General features: G+C 45.4%; 11 protein-coding genes and 1 other RNA gene. 7 read left to right on the top strand and 5 right to left on the bottom strand.

All coding sequences use genetic code 11. From position 1 onward, the window contains the following. Position 1: 1 nt before the first annotated feature. From LAQ65_RS07065 to LAQ65_RS07090, 6 genes are read left to right on the top strand one after another with little or no spacing between them, the layout of a single operon-like run. On the top strand, positions 2 to 958 hold the full coding sequence (locus LAQ65_RS07065) for a 3-hydroxyacyl-CoA dehydrogenase family protein (RefSeq protein WP_224116248.1): 957 nt from the start codon (positions 2 to 4) through the stop codon (positions 956 to 958). Continuing rightward, the gene (locus tag LAQ65_RS07070; RefSeq protein WP_224116249.1) at positions 955 to 2,097 is read left to right on the top strand and encodes a mandelate racemase/muconate lactonizing enzyme family protein; all 1,143 of its coding nucleotides are present in this window, start codon (positions 955 to 957) and stop codon (positions 2,095 to 2,097) included. The genes LAQ65_RS07065 and LAQ65_RS07070 overlap by 4 nt, the downstream gene beginning before the upstream one ends. Before the next feature lie 2 nt (positions 2,098 to 2,099). Then, the gene (locus tag LAQ65_RS07075; RefSeq protein WP_224116250.1) at positions 2,100 to 3,020 is read left to right on the top strand and encodes a DMT family transporter; all 921 of its coding nucleotides are present in this window, start codon (positions 2,100 to 2,102) and stop codon (positions 3,018 to 3,020) included. A gap of 10 nt (positions 3,021 to 3,030) precedes the next feature. Next, complete coding sequence (locus tag LAQ65_RS07080) at positions 3,031 to 3,978, top strand: dihydrodipicolinate synthase family protein (RefSeq protein ID WP_224116251.1); 948 nt, start codon at positions 3,031 to 3,033, stop codon at positions 3,976 to 3,978. A gap of 12 nt (positions 3,979 to 3,990) precedes the next feature. Beyond that, positions 3,991 to 4,737: an SDR family NAD(P)-dependent oxidoreductase gene (locus tag LAQ65_RS07085; protein WP_224116252.1), complete on the top strand. Its 747-nt coding sequence runs from the start codon at positions 3,991 to 3,993 to the stop codon at positions 4,735 to 4,737. A 26-nt stretch (positions 4,738 to 4,763) separates the two neighbouring features. Then, positions 4,764 to 5,624, top strand: a complete 861-nt coding sequence (locus LAQ65_RS07090) for a fumarylacetoacetate hydrolase family protein (RefSeq protein ID WP_224116253.1) — start codon at positions 4,764 to 4,766, stop codon at positions 5,622 to 5,624. Position 5,625: 1 nt separating this feature from the next. Here the strand turns inward: LAQ65_RS07090 and LAQ65_RS07095 are convergent, their stop codons facing one another. The 5 genes from LAQ65_RS07095 to ssrA form a co-directional block, all read right to left on the bottom strand. Continuing rightward, complete coding sequence (locus tag LAQ65_RS07095) at positions 5,626 to 6,492, bottom strand: AraC family transcriptional regulator (protein ID WP_224116254.1); 867 nt, start codon at positions 6,490 to 6,492, stop codon at positions 5,626 to 5,628. 59 nt (positions 6,493 to 6,551) lie between these two features. Then, entirely contained in the window at positions 6,552 to 8,609 is a 2,058-nt protein-coding gene (locus LAQ65_RS07100) for a glycoside hydrolase family 20 zincin-like fold domain-containing protein (protein WP_224116255.1), read from the bottom strand. 78 nt (positions 8,610 to 8,687) lie between these two features. Further along, positions 8,688 to 10,286, bottom strand: coding sequence for a SusD/RagB family nutrient-binding outer membrane lipoprotein (locus LAQ65_RS07105; RefSeq protein ID WP_224116256.1), 1,599 nt, complete (start codon positions 10,284 to 10,286; stop codon positions 8,688 to 8,690). Positions 10,287 to 10,296: 10 nt separating this feature from the next. Next, positions 10,297 to 13,431, bottom strand: coding sequence for a SusC/RagA family TonB-linked outer membrane protein (locus LAQ65_RS07110; protein WP_224116257.1), 3,135 nt, complete (start codon positions 13,429 to 13,431; stop codon positions 10,297 to 10,299). A gap of 1,300 nt (positions 13,432 to 14,731) precedes the next feature. Then, positions 14,732 to 15,105, bottom strand: a transfer-messenger RNA (tmRNA) gene (gene ssrA, locus LAQ65_RS07115). Between the two features lie 132 nt (positions 15,106 to 15,237). On the opposite strand from ssrA, the gene LAQ65_RS07120 reads away from it, so the two are divergent. Further along, a complete protein-coding gene (locus LAQ65_RS07120; protein WP_224116258.1) occupies positions 15,238 to 17,037 on the top strand; it encodes a MutS-related protein in 1,800 nt (599 codons plus the stop codon).

Here is a 17,037-nt window from a genome sequence, read left to right on the forward strand (position 1 = left end):
GATGCAGCAAAAAAAGCGAATAGGAACAGTAGGCCTCGGGCTCATGGGCAGTAGCATTGCGACCTGCATTTTAGCAGCAGGCCATCCCGTGACTACACTGACCAACCAGATCGAAACCGCAGCGGAAGCCCGTGCACGTATAATGGGATACCTGCAGGAATTACAGGAAGAAGGCATATTAATGGAAGATCCAACAGTGATACTCAACCGCCTGCTGATTACCGATAATATTGCATTGTTGCAGGATCATGAGGTCGTGATCGAGTCTATCACCGAAAGTGCGGAAGAAAAGAAAAAACTGTATCACCAACTTGAAACTGTTCTGGAACCTACAGCCATAATTGGGAGTAACACATCTGCAATCCCGGTTTCTTTTTTGCAGGATGGCCTGCAATACCCGCAACGCCTCTTTGGAATCCACTGGGCAGAACCCGCCCATATCACCCGTTTTATGGAAGTGATCTGTGGCAACCAATCTGACCCGCAATTAGCAGAAAAAGTAATCGCCCTGGCAGCATCATGGGGAAAAGAGCCCTCGCTGCTGAAAAAAGATATCCGCGGATTTATAACTAACAGGATCATGTATGCGATGTTGCGTGAATCCTTCTTCCTGGTTGAAAATGGTTATGCAACTGTAGAAGATGTAGACAGGTCTTTACGCAATGACCTTGGCTACTGGATCACATTTGCCGGTCCTTTCCGCTTTATGGACCTGACAGGCATTCCGGCATATCGCACGGTTATGAAAGACCTCTTCCCCGAGTTGAGCAATGCTACAGAAATCCCGGCGACAATGGAAGACCTGGTAGCTGCTGGTGCAAAAGGCGTAAGCAATGCAAAAGGCTTCTATCCTTATACTTTGGAAACAGCAAAAAAATGGGAAGAATTATTTGTACAGTTTAGTTATGAGATCCGGAAACTGGCAGAAAAGTACCCGCAAAATATAGGAGAAAAATGAACCCGACTAGTATTCAATCGATCGTTGCAACGGAAGTGGTTGTTCCTGCTAAACCCGGCAGCCTGAATTCTTCAGATGTGCTGGATAAAGACAAATCCTTCGCGAAAAAATTCCTTACCGGGGAAAGCTGGACTGATTTTGCCATCCAGCCAAAGTGGATACTGCAAGTCACTTTGCGAAATGGCCTGACCGGAATTGGTGAGACCTACCGATCGGCATCACCCGAAAAATTAAAAGAAGCGATTGATGGACTGGTCGGAAAAGATATACTGGCCCTCAACTGGCGCCGGCTGCCGGTAAATGATCAGCGCATTTATGAGTCTTTTGAAACAGCCATCCTTGACCTGCTTGGAAAAATAGTTCAGGTACCCATCCATCAATTACTGGGTGGTGCCTATCGTGACAAGATCGATTGCATGGGCTGGACAGGCAGGCGGAATCCTGAAGATGCTGCCCGGAAGGCTTATGAGGCGATGCAAAAGGGTCATAAAATGTTCAAGTTTAAATGCTCAGATGAAGACCCGGTGAGGTTATGGACGGAAGCCATCAGGAAAAAGTGTGGTACGGGCATTAGGCTTATCCTGGATCCCAACCAACGATGGAATGATGTCGCTACCACTTTGCAGCTAATGGATGGCGTAGATGAAGAAATAATGTATGGCCTTGAAGACCCGATCAAACATGAAGATGTGGAAGGATTCGTAGCCTTGCGGAAAGCCCTGAAAGTGCCCCTGTTCCGTCATATCTCATTGCCTTATACGCAAGACATCAGGGATATCATTCCCTGCATCAAGGCAAATTCGGCTGATGGCTACAATTTCAACGGCTCAGCGTATAACAGTATTTTACTCGCTGAGATTGCGCACCTGGAAGGAAAGTCCTGCTGGCGCGGTTCCGAAGTTGACCTGGGCATTTCAGAAACCATGGGTCTGCATATTGCTGCTGCCAGCATCAATTGCACCATTCCTTCAGATCTTTTCGGTGAACTGGTTCGTGTGAATGACCTCATTACTACAGGTATCAGGTTTGAGCATGGAGCTGCAATTGTTCCGCAGGGACCCGGCCTGGGCACGGACCTTGACCTGGAAGCAGTGAGCAACTACGCCACCGGAAATATTATTAAAACTGAACAATCATAAGCATGAATAAAAAATTAGGCGCATGGATCCTTTTGTTTTGTTGCAACCTGATGTGGGCCCTGCAATTCACCGGTATTAAACTGATCCAGGATGAAGTTGGTCCATATTTTACAGTCTGGGGACCAATGCTGTTCTCCCTAATTCTGCTGCTGCCTTTCGTAGCCAAAGATTACAGGCAGAACAAAAGAAAACCCAAAGATATCCTTGTCTTTTTGCCGTTGGCAGCACTGGGAGCATTCCCTTCCCAGGTCCTCATGACAGCAGGCACACGATTTTCACTGGCCAGCAATGCTGCCATCATGGTATTGATATTACCGGTACTCACTGCCCTGCTGGCCTTCCTGATCCTGAAAGAAAAAATGACCCGTATCCGCTGGATCTGCTTTGCCATTGCACTCGTTGGGGTGATCCTGTGCTCTACCAATGATATCAGGCAAATGAATTTCGGTTCTGAATATGCGTTAGGCAACATGCTCATTTTCCTGGCACTGATCGGTAATGCTTACTACAATGTGGGCTGTAAAAAAATTGCCGACCGGTTCAGCGGAATGGAAATGGTCTTCTATACCTATCTATTCATGGTCATACTGCTTTCCCCATTTGTATTGTATTATGAAGCTGATATTTTTTCACGGATCAGCTCATTTAAGAAAGATACATGGCTAGGATTGGTCAACCTGACGATACTGCACAATTTCCTGTCGATGGTACTTTTTTTCATCGCCCTGAAACACCTGGAAGCCACTGATGTTGCACTTTCCAATTACCTGATCGCTTTTTTCGGTGTACCCATTGCTGCTTTCTGGCTGGGTGAAAAACTGGGCACATCAGCAATCATCGGGGGTGCACTTGTATTTGTATCGATGCTGGTACTGACCCTGGTTGAGAGTTATGGAAAAAACAAAAACTTGACTTTAGAATAAATACCCAATCATGAAATTAAGCGAAGATTTATTGCAGGGAGTTGTTCCAATCATCCCGACTCCATTTACAGAAAACGAAGAAATTGATGAAGCTGCTTTAAGGAGCCTGGTAGATTTTGCCTGCTCCTGCGGGATACAGGCAGCCTGCCTTCCGGCTTATGCCAGTGAGTTCTATAAACTGACTGATGAAGAAAAATTACAGGTAGTAAAAATCGCAGTGGAGCATGCTAAGGGACGTATCAAAATCGTTGCCCAGTCCAACCATCCTTCCCTTCGGTCAGCTATCCGGTTGGCACAGGCAAATGTGAAGAATGGCGCCGATATTGTTTCCCTTGCTGTTCCCAGGATTTTCAGCCTGCCAGAAGACTCGCTGATGGAATACCTGTCGGGTTTTTTGGCTTCCATTCCTGAAACACCGGTCCTGATCCAGGACTTCAATCCGGGTGGTGCTTCCATATCACCGGCATTTATCAAAAGGTTGATGGACAAGCATCCAAATTTCAAATACCTGAAACTGGAAGAGCCGCTTTGTGCACCAAAATTCGAAGAGATCATAAAAGTAACAGAAGGTAAAGTTGGCCTCTTTGAAGGCTGGGGCGGATTATATATGCTGGAGCTGATCCCCGTGGGCATTGCTGGTGTAATGCCCGGACTGGGCGTTGCCGATATCCTGCAAAAAGTTTTCGAGATGAGGAGAGCAGGTCACCACGATAAAGCCTTTACCAGTTTTGAAAGGATTATGCCCCAGATATTCTTCTCCCTGCAAAACATGGAATTGTTCCACTATGCAGAAAAAGAATTGCTTACAGCAAGGGGAATCCTCTCGAACAGTATTACACGCAAAGCAGCTTATATTCCGGAAGAATCATCCCGGAACTATATTGCAGAACTAAATAAAAGGGCTCTGGCCCTGGTGGACGACCTGTCGAAGGAACCATCTTTATCAGGCAAAAAGTGAAATTATATTATAATGGCAAATAATTTAGCCAACCATACAGCAATCGTAACCGGCGCCGCATCAGGCATTGGTAAAGAGATAGCCTTCAAATTACTGGACAGCGGAGTTACGGTTTATGCCCTGGACCTGGATGAAAAAAAACTCCATGAATATTATTCCGGCCGGCAAGACAAAGCTGTTCCGGTTGGCATTGATGTTACCGACGAAAAAAAGGTCAACGAAGTATTCCAGGAAATCATACAAAAAGCAGGGAAAGTCGAAATCCTGGTGAATTGTGTCGGCATAACGGGGGAAACAAATATCCAAAGTCACCTGGTGGATACAGCGAACCTGCAAAAGGTTTTCAATATAAACTTCATGGCCAGTTTCTATACCTCCAAAGCCATCCTGCCGCATATGGTAGGGAACAAATACGGCAGGGTGCTTCACCTGGCCTCGATTGCCGGGAAAGAAGGTAATGCCGGAATGCTGGCCTACTCCGCTTCCAAGGCGGCCATGATTTGCATGGCAAAAGTCCAGGGCAAGGAGTATGCAGAGACCGGGGTAACCGTAAATGCGTTAGCACCTGCTGTGATCCGCACGCCCCTGGTAGACATGATGCCTGAAAAACAGGTAACCTATATGACAGAAAAAATTCCGATGAAAAGGTGCGGCACACTGGAAGAAGCTGCCAACCTCGCGCTCTATATTGTTTCACCGGCCAATAGCTTTACCACTGGTTTTACATTCGATCTATCGGGTGGAAGGGCGACATATTAATCCACTACAAAAGAAGCATTACATAAATGAAACTACTCTACTTCCGAACAAATAATTTCCTGAAGCTGGGTATACAAACTGACCATGGCATCTTTGATGTGGATCATTACCAGCAAGACCAGCACGGAATATTTTATTCAGAAAAAAACATTGGCCTCGATGACCTTTCCGACTTGCAGGCCATGCTCGATAAAGCAGGTAATGATTCCCGTTACCTGGTAAATGAAAGCGGTTTAACTTTCGGTCCCTGCGTTAGGAGACCAACAAAAATAATTTGCATCGGATTGAACTACCGGAAACATGCCCTTGAAAGCGGTATGGCAATTCCAACCATCCCGGTAGTTTTTACTAAATATAGCAACACCCTGGTAGATTTTGGCAAGGATGTGGTTTTAGGGCAAGTTGGTAAGGAATTCGATTATGAAGTGGAATTGGGATTTGTTATTGGTAAAATTGCCAAAAATATCAGCAGGGAGAATGCGCTTGACTATGTTCTGGGCTATTGTGTGGCCAATGATTTGTCTTGCCGAGATTTGCAATTTCGCACCAGCCAATGGCTGATGGGAAAATCGCTCGATCATTTCCTGCCGCTTGGCAAACACCTCGTGACCAAAGATGAGATCGCAGACCCCCAGGACCTTTTCCTGCAATGTAAGGTTAACGGCGAAATCCGTCAGCAATCCACTACTGCTGATATGATTTTCTCAATTGCAGAAATTATTGAAGACCTCACCAGACATTTCACACTGGAGCCTGGTGACCTGATCCTGACCGGAACTCCGGAAGGTGTTGCCATGGGCATGCCCGACAAACCCTGGTTGAAACCGGGCGATATTGTTGAAGTGGCGATCGAAAAACTGGGAAGCACCATCAATACAATGGCCTGACCTACTGCCGGGCAAAAAACCGGGCAGTATATTCTTTTGGCGTGACGCCTGTATAATTTTTGAAGTGGCGATAAAAATTCGACTGGTTTTCAAAACCGGTCATATACCCAATCTCGGATACACTATACGTGTCTTCAATTAACATGCGGCAGGCGTGACTGATCCTTACCTCTGTAACATAGTTAGAGAAAGTCTTCCTGGTATGGTGTTTAAAATATCTCGAGAATGAACCGATGCTCATATTAAGTTTGGAGGCAATTTCCTCTATGTAAATTTCATTTTTGAAGTTCTTCAGTATATACTGGAATACAATATCAATCCTGGCAGCGTCTTTATTATTACTTACGGTAAACTCCTGGCTTAATACATTGGTCAGGTGTTTACTTGTGGAGAGTACGATCAGGATATCCAGCAGTTTCATCAACCTTTTTACCGGTGGCAAATCCTTCATCTCATAAAGTTGCTCCCGAACATAATCCCTGGTGGCACCATAGACAGACAGAGCCAGGTTAGAGCGGTTCAATAACCTACGCACCAATTTCATTTCCGGGACATCGAAAAAATTATTCCCCAGGAAATCATCCGTGAAGTGAATGTCAATCGATTTGGCGCCCATTTCCGGCTTCTTGTAATAGTCCTCATTATTTCGGTATAGGTGCGGAATATTTGGACCAATCAGTACCATATCAGAAGGCTGGAAAAGGCTTACCTGGTCGCCGATGAAACGGGTACCCTCCGAACTTTCGATTATAGTAAGCTCATATTCCTTGTGAAAATGCCAGGGTTTGTCGAAATAGCTGCATTCCATGTGGTTGTATGCAAAGGACGAATCAGGTTCCGCTACCAGCTTGTGTAATTGTGGTTTCATATCAATAACTAATTTACAAATTCCCGTAAAATGAATCACCGTTAATAACTAAAACCAGGTCAAAAACCAGGCTGGAAAGTATCTGTAAAGGATCCGCCAGCGACCATATCTGCACTATGTTTAATACGATAATCAATCACTTTCAGCAATAATTTTTGCCAAAGGCCAAACTCGACATCAAAACGGCTGATTATGGTATTTTTTCTATAGGGCAAATTTTCAGCAGACCAGGCTGCGGAATAATCATCTTTCACAGTACCCAACTCATCCATCACATCCTGGATAAGTCCATGGCAGATATAAGAAATGTCATAAAAAACGAAATTATTCTGTTTGCTGACTAACATGGCATTATCCCAACGGTCGGCGATTACTGCAGCCCACAGGAACCTGGTAGCTTCATAGTGCAGGAGTTTCGCACTGACCCGCAAAGATTCAATGAAAGTGGTGTCAATTCCGTGGCTACCCGAAAGGGCTTTGATGAGCAATGCCTCAGCAGTCTCACATTGTATCCGAACTTGTTTCAACGTGGCAGTATTGGCGCGGGCTATACCAAGGTAATAGGAATCAAACGGATTCGACCAGCTTTCAATGATTGTGCCGCCGGGCATATTGCCGGTGTTTTTTCCAAAACAGGTTTGAAGCAGGTCAACGGCAGTCGCCATGGCCGCAAGCGCTCCTTCCACTTCATTTGCTGCGGCTGGAAAAACAATATTGTTAAAGCTTTTTTCGAAAGCAGGCCGCACTGGTGAAACACCCTGCCAGGCACTGATACAACCATAGGCCATAAAAGACCAGGATGGTCGCACCAGGGGCTCAACGGCATCGGTCCATACGGATGTAATAAAACCCTTTGAGCCTTCTTTCAGGCCAATACGGAGGCAAAGGTCAATATTATCATAAGTGTATTTTGCATTGGGATAAATATGCCCCCACCCTGAAACTGCTGGCTGGATAATAAATTTCCGGCCACTTTTCAACACCGGGTTAAGGTAGCTGTACATTGCTGCACTGTCGGGTGAATATTCCCAAACCACTGGTACTACATCATCGGGAAATTTAGATAAGATGCCAGGATAATATTTACTCATGTCGGTCCAGGCTAATACTTTCTTGCCATATTTTTTTAGTTCTGCCCTTACATTGATCAGGTGCTTCAGCCAGAGGTCAGGGGCATGAACAGAGGAATCACCTTCAATCGCCATTCTGTTGGTTTCCCAGGTCTCATCAAAGCCAACATGGATAAATGGACTGGGGAAAAGCGCTGCATATTGTTTGATCCAATCGGCCAGCAGGGGCGCAACACCGGCATTACGCGGATCCAGTTCATGACCGTAATGACCAATTGCCTTATCGGCATAAAGTTCCTGTTTTAGGAAATCATGCAGGTGACCATAGAATGCAACAAAAGGAATAACATCCATATGCCTTTCCTTTCCATACGCGATAATCTCCCTGATCTCAGCTTTTGAATAAGCCTGTTTATAATTCATTTGTGCATAGCCCTCGAGCTGGATGCTCACTTCATTATAGAAATAATACTGGTTGGTTTTCCAGCGCGCCAGGAAATCAATCTGTTGTTTTATCTCAGGCACTTTTAAAAGGCCGCCATGTGCAAAATCCATCATCACACCACGATAGGGCAATGCCGGACTGTCTTTGATCTGCACATAAGGCAGGCTGCCATCTTTCTCTATGAGCTGCCGCAGCGTCTGGATCGCATAGTAAAAACCGGTAGACGTGTTCGCGTCAATGGTTATTCCTGTTTTATCAACCTTCAGCATATAGGCTTCCCTGTTATCCTGTTTCAGGAATGCAGTGGTATCCGGAAGTATGAATCCTTTTTCCTTGATGGTATACTTTAAAGTAGCAGATGAAGCCGAAGATGCTTTTTTGATGGAACGGCCTGCCAGCGCTTCAACAGATTTGTTGAATTCTTTCAGGGGAAAAACCAGGTCCGCGTCGGCAGGCAAATACAAGGAGACCTTGTTGAGTGGAAGGCTGCCTGCCGTATAGGAAACCTTTGCTGGTTGAGGATACAATAGATTGTGTTGCTGGGCATTGCCAGGCAGGCTAAAAATCATAGCCGCAGCTGCAAGGGTAAAATATCGCATCATAGGTTTATGTATGGCCTAAAATAAGAATGTACTGCTGATATAAAAAAACTATCAGCAGTACATTGATATGATATCAGATTAATTCTTATCCCACCAAAGAGGAGTAGTGACTTTATCGGGGCCTCCGAGCAATTCTACAGCTTTGGAAACAGCTGCACCATTGGTTTGGGCTTCAGAAGAAAGGAAAGGCATCCTTCTGATAAACTGGTTCTCTGTAATATCGGGGTTCTCACTATGGATAATATGATAGAGTTCAGGGAACCCTGTACGCCTAACTTCAGCCCAGCCTTCCATGCCATCCGGGAAAAGTGCCAGCCATTTTTGCTGCGCTATCTGTTTACGCTGCATTTCCGCACTGGCACTGAATGCGATCGGATAATCATTAACTGCCGGAGAATTGAAATAATCGTTCAGCGCAATTGGAGTTGCGTTGCTGGCGATATAATCATTAATAGCGTTTTGATCAGTGATTCCCCATTGCCGCATAGAAAGGCGAATACCGGCTTCATAAAAATCCTTGGCAGTTCCACCCATGTTCCAGCCGTTCAGGGCTCCTTCAGCTTTCAGGAAATAAGACTCTGCAGCAACTATGACACTTTGGGGAACATCATAATTTGTTTTCCAGTCATTAACATTGGTATCCCAGTAGGTCCATTTTGTGCCCAGGTTAGATGTGAAAAGACGGGAATTCTCATCGATGATCTTTTCTGATGTAAACATCCCATTGCGGGCTCCGGTATATTCACCGGTTGCTACTGCAGGTTGCCAGTAAACAGAAAGGCGTGGATCACCATATCCTTTGAGGATAGAGGCCATGGCTGAACTCATCCTTACATCATCCCATCCGGCTGTAACGGCGAGGCCATTAAATTCATTGTAGTTGATCTTGTTGTGGGGCATATAAGCATCATCTTCAAGGTCAGTCATAACACCTGCGGCAACAGCGGCTTCGGCTTCTGTGCGGGCCCGATCCTTGTCTACTTTAGAAATCCTGAGTGCAAGTCGTAGTCGCAGGGAGTTGGCAAATTTGATCCAGGAAACAACCGGATATGTTTTTTTACCATACACAAGGTCAAAGGATCCAAAAGGTTTCTCATTGGTATGGTTCTTCAGCACTTCCACAGCAGCTGCCAAACGTGGGAAGAAATCATAGTAGATAGAATCCTGTGGTGTGTAGGCTACGGAACTTTGCCCGGATGCTGCATCAAAATATGGTACAGGTCCGAAATAATCAGTTACGCGGTGGAACATCCATACCCACCAGATATTTGCCAGGGCGTTTTCAGCTGAGTTTACATCCGTATTATTCATAATGGTCTTCAGCTGGGGGGCTGCATTAATATACACAGGGTTCCAGCAGGCGGGCATCCAGGGCTGAACCACTACATAGCGGTCAGTCGGAAAAGAGTGCGCAGCCTGTGAAAAGAACTGGGAATACACTGAAGCAATGGTTCCTTCTCCTATCTCAAAGTTATCCGGACTCAACATCGGACTCATCAGGGCATAAGAAAACATGTAGGGATAGTCATTCGGACCAACACTGCTAAGCGAATTAGCATCCGTATTTGTCTTGGTAAAATCCTTGGTACAGCCCGAAAACACAACTATTACGAGGGCAAATCCAAGCAGGCTGGACAGCAGTGATTTCATGGTTTTTTTGCTATATTCTCGACGCATAATTAGTTTTTTAGAATGTCAACTTACAATTGATACCAATGCTTCTGGTGGAAGGCAGGTTATAATACTCAATGCCCTGGTAGTTGCTGTTACCGAAGCTAACTTCAGGATCAAAATCGAGTTTTCGCTTGCCGATACCCGGTATGTCCATGATAGAACTACCGCGGTAAAGGAAGAAGAGGTTACGGGCAAATAATGAGAATTTCGCAGCCTTCAGGAAGGCAGGCAGGTGCTTGAATTCATAACCCAGGGAAACTTCACGCAGGCGAACATTTGAGGCATCGTAGGTAAAGAACTCACCCCAGTTATAGTCACCCGATGCAACAGTTTGCCAGAATTGCTCTGCATTCACGGCCGTGGTATTTTTTGATCCATCAGCTTTCACTGCAGGAATCACCCAGTTACCATCACGGTAATTCAGGGTTGATTTGGAACTGCCGGCATAAGCATACTGGCCTGCAGTACCGGAAGCAACCACCCCACCGATTTTACCATCGATGAGGAAGCCAAGGCTCCAGTTTTTGTATTTGAAAGTATTACTGAAACCAAAGGTATATTTTGGGTTGTAGTTACCCAGCCTGGAGGCAGTATCCAATTTAACAGGCAAACCATTGTCATTTACGATAAACTGACCGCTTGCATCACGTTTCCAGCGATAACCATAGAGATCGCCATACTCCCCACCTTCCCTGACAACTGGTATGGCTGTACGAAATGTAGAACCAGAACCGAGGTAAACATAACGTATAGATGGATCGAGTTCAACCACCTTGCTCTTATTGTACGCATAATTCAGGCCCAGGTCCCAGGTAAAGTCCTTGCTACGAACGGGTTGAATATTCAGCATGATCTCCAGACCACTATTCTGGATATTTCCTGCATTCAGAAAAGTATTAGCATAACCAGAAGAAGCCGGTGTATTGATCTGGATCAGTTGGTTCCTGGAATTTGATTTATACACAGTGAGGTCGAAACCAACACGGTTATTCAGGAAGCGCCATTCGGTTCCCAGTTCGAAAGAAGAGGTCAATTCAGGCTTTAGGTCAGTGATGGCCTTGGTTGGACTGGCAGCAATATAACCACCATATGCCCCAGGGATATACTTGTAGGTCTGGTTGATCATGTATGGATCAGCATCGTTACCCACTTTCGCGTATGAAGCACGGACTTTAGCGATGTCTATCCAGTCAGCCATTTTGAACATATCAGATAACACTGCAGTTAAACCAACTGAAGGATAGAAAAATGAATAGGGCTCGGGAAGGGTACTCGACCAGTCGTTACGCGCTGTGAGGTCGAGATAGAGATAATCGCGTAAATTGAACTGGGCAGTTCCATAAACTGACTGAAGTTCCCGGTTTGCATTGTTAGTCGTAGCTGTCAGCGCAGTTGCGAAGCGGAGGTCATATTTATTGGTTATGTTCAGGCCATCGGCAATACTCTTGCGCACACGCATGTTCCGCACCAGGTCTGACGCTCCGAGGTTATACGTAATCTTAAGATCCTTCGCGATATTATTAGAACCACTCAGCAGGACATCGATGTTACGCTCAGCCACATACGCATTCTCTTCAGAATAATAACCACCCGGCTTCCTGGCATAGTTAGGGGTATTATTGGCATATGACTGGGTATTGAAGTCATTATAACTGTCACTGCTCACCCTGGCCTGCAGGTTCAACCAGCTGGTCAGTTTGTATCTCAGTGAAATCAAACCTAAAACCCGGCTACGGTCATCATAATGATGGGTATTGTAGACTGTCCAGTATGGATTGGTATACACGGGATCAGAACTGACCCAGTAGTATGGTTTTTCCACAGAACCGGTTACCGTCTTGTAATCCTTGTATTCATCCAGGTTTACGCTGCGTGGAACCCTATATACGTTGGCACCGACAAGGCCATCGCCGCCAACACCAGGTTTATTGGAGATATCCTGCAATACATATGTTACACGGGCATCAGCAGACAAACGATCAGTGATGTTAACACCCAGGCGCGCATTAAAATTATGGCGGTTCAGGAAGTTGGTAGGAACGATACCATTCACATAATTATTCGCGTATGAAATGTAAGTCTGCATTTTCTCTGACCCGGCACTTAGACTTACGGAATTATTGGTGGAAAAACCGGTACGGAAAAAATTCCTTACGTTATCAGGATAAGCTTTCAGCGTAACGCTGTTACCATGAAAATCGGTCACCTGCTGGCCTGCAATTTTTTCACCATAGTTGGTAGATGGCATTGTGGAATATTTGCCACCAGCCCCCTGGCTGTACTCATTTTGAAGGTCTTGCAGCAGCATTGGGCTCTCTGTGGAAATGCCACTATTCACATTCACCTGTATCTTGCCCGCACGACCACGCTTGGTGGTGATCAGGATCACACCATTACTGGCGCGGCTGCCATACAAAGCTGCACCGGCAGCGCCTTTCAGTACGTTAATAGTTTCAATGTCGTCAGGGTTAATGCTGGAAATACCATCACTACCGCTTTGCCCCCCATTGCTGCTACCGGCATCATCCCTGACCTGCCCGGACGGCGTAGAGTTATCGATCGCCACTCCATCAACAACGATCAGTGCGTTATTTGAGCCCTGTATGGAACGGTTACCGCGAAGCACGATTCGTGCGGCACCACCCGGACCGTTGGCGGAAGAGGTGATCGTTAATCCTGCCACTTTACCGCTAAGTGTATTGGCGATATTCGCATCCCTGATCTCATTCAGTTCATCACCACTGATACGTTGAGTGGCATACGTTAATGATTTGGCAGAACGTTGGATTCCCAGTGCAGTAACCACAACTTCATTCAGGTCCTTATTTTTTTGTGTAATAGCGATGATCATTTCCTGGCCTGAAATACCAACAGGCAATTCTTCCGTTGTGAATCCAACAGATGATATGACCAATATGCTTTTCTCAGATGGTACTGTGATGGTGAAATTTCCATCTTCACCTGATGCCACGCCGTTGCTTTCTCCTTTAATTGAAATTGTAGCACCAGAAACTGGCTGACCGGATTTCTTATCCAGCACTTTCCCTTTCACAGTAACCTTTCCCTTATTGGCCACTTGTGCGAATAAGGCAGGCGCATTCAATAATAACAAAAGAAACATCATGATCATCGCCAGCTTTCTAAACATTGCTATTGATTCATGAAAACAAGACCTGACATGAGTTTCCGGAATTCCTGATCCCGGAAATCTCAGTTGTTCTTTTCGATCCATAAGCTGTAGTATTGGTTGTTTAAATAATAACAAAAAAAGAATGGCATGCAGCTAAAATCAACGAATAGTTGCCGGGAGGAACAATCCGCATTTTTATAAAACCACAATGCATCTATGATCCTGTTCATCCAAATTTATTACTGTCACTTTCCAAAAAAATTCAATAATCAAATAAAGTTGTATACTTTTTTAACATTTGAAAAAATGGCTGTTTTGGTTGTAAACTGTATGCTTAACACATTAGGTTGTTATTTGATTTTATTGTTATCCATAGCGAATTAGCATTATTTCCAAACACTTAAAATGCCAGGAATATCATGATGTAATCACATCAAAAATTGCGCAGTACAATTGTACTATTCCTGCTTTTTTGTTGCTGTTCCCCACAAGTCGCCGCTATACAGAAAAAATTCCTTAAAATCCACTAACCCGTCTGGTGAAAGCATTATTAAACGTTTAAGATCCGGTGAATATGAACGGAGAAGAAGGCTGGCGCCTGATTCGGGCGGGAAAGGATACCTGCTGACGGAATCTTTCACAGGGATGAACAACCGTAAACATGTGCAACTGGCGATAACATCTGCCGAAAGGTATTGGGGAACGGAAATCAATACTATGAAGTTCACCGCTTGCTTAATTGGTCAGACTTACAAAACAGCACTTTTTAATATATGGCAATCTGGGGTATCCCGGGGAATGCATCCTACACCTCAAAGTGTAAACCAGGCTGGAGAACTCTGTAAAATAAAGTTGTTGTGCAGGAAATAGAATCTACCCTTAATCAGGACTTATGTTGCTATGGTTATCGCAACAAAACAGATGACCTGCATAAAAAAGGTTAGATGATCAATCGTAAAAAAATCTGCCCCTGCATATCAATTATGTACACATTCATGGAACTGGAAGAAAGGTCCTGGTGGTGCGCCTATGCCTGAAAGATAGGGCGTTTGCCAGGAGTTCTCCCAATTGGCAACAACCGAGGACAATGCCTAAATTGAAGCACGGCATTCCAATATCTAAAGTGAAGTAATCGATCGATTTGAATAAGCATCCATTTACAATTCCCAAATGGTGATCGAACGCTATTAAAAAATGGTACAGGAAAAGACGCCATGGATCCCTGGAATTACTACAATCTTCATAACATTCTTTACAAAGCAGCCCAATTAATAAGGGATCGAGACAAAAAAGGGGGAAACTGATCAGTTTCCCCCTCAAGTGGAGCTGGGGGGAGTCGAACCCCCGTCCAAACATATCCTCCAAAAGCTTTCTACATGTTTATCTGGTTATTGGTTGTCGGGAATGAGCAGGGAATCAGCAAACCGATTCATTCCTTAGCTGGATGGTCTTAAGCAAGTGGCACAGCCTTCACTTGCAGCATTCTGTATTTGTTTTGAGTCGGCGGCGAAGCTTGGTAACAGACCAACCTGCTCACGCGGCCCTAATGACTACCTAATCACTGATTAAGCAGCCATGGCATACTGTGTATTGCCATTTGAAGTTTGGGTATTCAGATTTACGTGCTAATTATCCAACGCACGACATGCTTACACTTTCAAAGACCTACGCTGTCGAAGCCAATACAGCCCCATAAACGGTGAACGGTAAGCGGTAAGCCGTGAGCACCACAACAGTTACCAAAACCTTTAACCGGAATGCAAATGTAACACAATTCCGGGGTCCCTTAGGTTAAGGGATAGCAAAAAGTATTAGTTTCATGGCATGACTATAACCGATCCTATTGCTTACCATGCCCGCCAAAAAGACCAGTTTAGTGCAGAAAAAGCCGCCCTGGCAAAACTGAAAAACCAAATCGCCTGGGGCCGCCTGCTTACTATTATCGCCGGAGCCTGGCTCCTCGTGAAAACCTGGCCGGCAAGTATCGGGATCGGATTCTTAGTGGCAGCAATTACGATCGCTATATTCCTTTGGCTATACTCTAAAAGCCTTACATTATCCCGGCAAATCATCCTGCTGGAACAGAAAACCGGGATCCATGATGAAGAAATCAGTATCGCCAGCCACCAGTTCACCCAACGCTACAGCGGGAAAAACCTGGAACCCAAAACACACGATTACGCAGGGGATCTGGACATTTTCGGGCAGGCTTCCCTATTTCAATACATACAGCGTACCACCAGTGAACAAGGCCACCAGGCCCTGGCAAAATGGTTACTGGCTCCTGCCCCGAACGACCTCCTTACCCAGCGACAGGCTGCCACCCGCGAATTGGCTGCAATGCCCGAATGGAGCGTCCTTCTGCAGGCAACCGGGCAATTGCATCCTGTTAGCACGGCCACCGAAAATCGCCTCCGGGACTGGCTTGCCCAACCGGTTGCTTTCCAGCAAAAATCCTGGCGCATTCTTGCAGTGGTATTCCCGGTTATTGCCCTGGCTACACTGGCAATGCATATCATTGGCTTTATCACAGCAGGTACATTTTATTCAATCCTCCCCTTTTTCATGCTCATCGCTTTTGGTATTTCCCGAAAAGTGATTCCCCAATACAGGGCCCTCGATAAAGTAGTGCCACAACTCAGCACATTATCGGATTCCCTCTTATGCATAGAAAATGCATCTTTCAAATCTGCATTTTTAAAGGATGTACAAGCAACACTATCCCCGTCGCAAAAGAATGCAGCTTCAATATCCATCCTGGTGCTGAAAAAAATCCTCGACCGCTTTGATATCCGCCTTAATCCCCTCGTTTTTGTTCCGTTGAATACCTTCCTTTTATGGGACCTGCAACAAACCCTGGCACTCGAAAAATGGAAAACCAGGCAACAGGATAAAATCTCCCTTTGGTTTAAGGTAATGGCTGAAATGGAATGCCTCAACACGCTTGGTCGCCTGTATTTTAACCACCCCAGCTGGGTATTCCCCACCCTCAGTAATTCTCATGGACAATTCGAAGCCAAAGAGCTTGGCCATCCGCTAATCCCCTCATCAAAAAGAGTCTGTAATAATTTTTCTACAAAGGGCAAACCTGCCATCGCACTAATCACAGGTTCCAATATGGCGGGAAAAAGTACTTTCCTGCGCAGCATCGGCATCAACCAGGTGCTGGCCATGGCAGGCTCGGCCGTGTGCGCAGAAGAACTAACGGTGGCCAACATGCGCATCATGAGCAGTATGCGTATTGCCGACAACCTCGAAGAAAACACATCCACCTTTTACGCAGAACTGGGTAAGCTGAAATCAATTATTGAATCGGTTAACCTGCACCAGCCGGTATTCCTGTTGCTGGATGAAATACTGCGCGGCACCAATTCACAGGATCGCCAGGCAGGTTCCAAAGCACTGATCAGCCAACTATTGAAAAAAGAAGCCTGCGGCCTCCTGGCCACGCATGACCTCGCCTTGACGGAATTGTCAAAAGACAATCCGCAATCGATCCATAATTTCCATTTCGATGTTTCGGTTTCAGGAGAAGAACTTTATTTTGATTACCGGTTGAAACCCGGCATCTGCCGAAGCATGAACGCTTCTATCCTAATGAAAAAAATCGGCATTGACCTGTAA

The organism is Flavihumibacter profundi (assembly GCF_020076305.1).
Taxonomy (GTDB): domain Bacteria; phylum Bacteroidota; class Bacteroidia; order Chitinophagales; family Chitinophagaceae; genus Flavihumibacter; species Flavihumibacter profundi.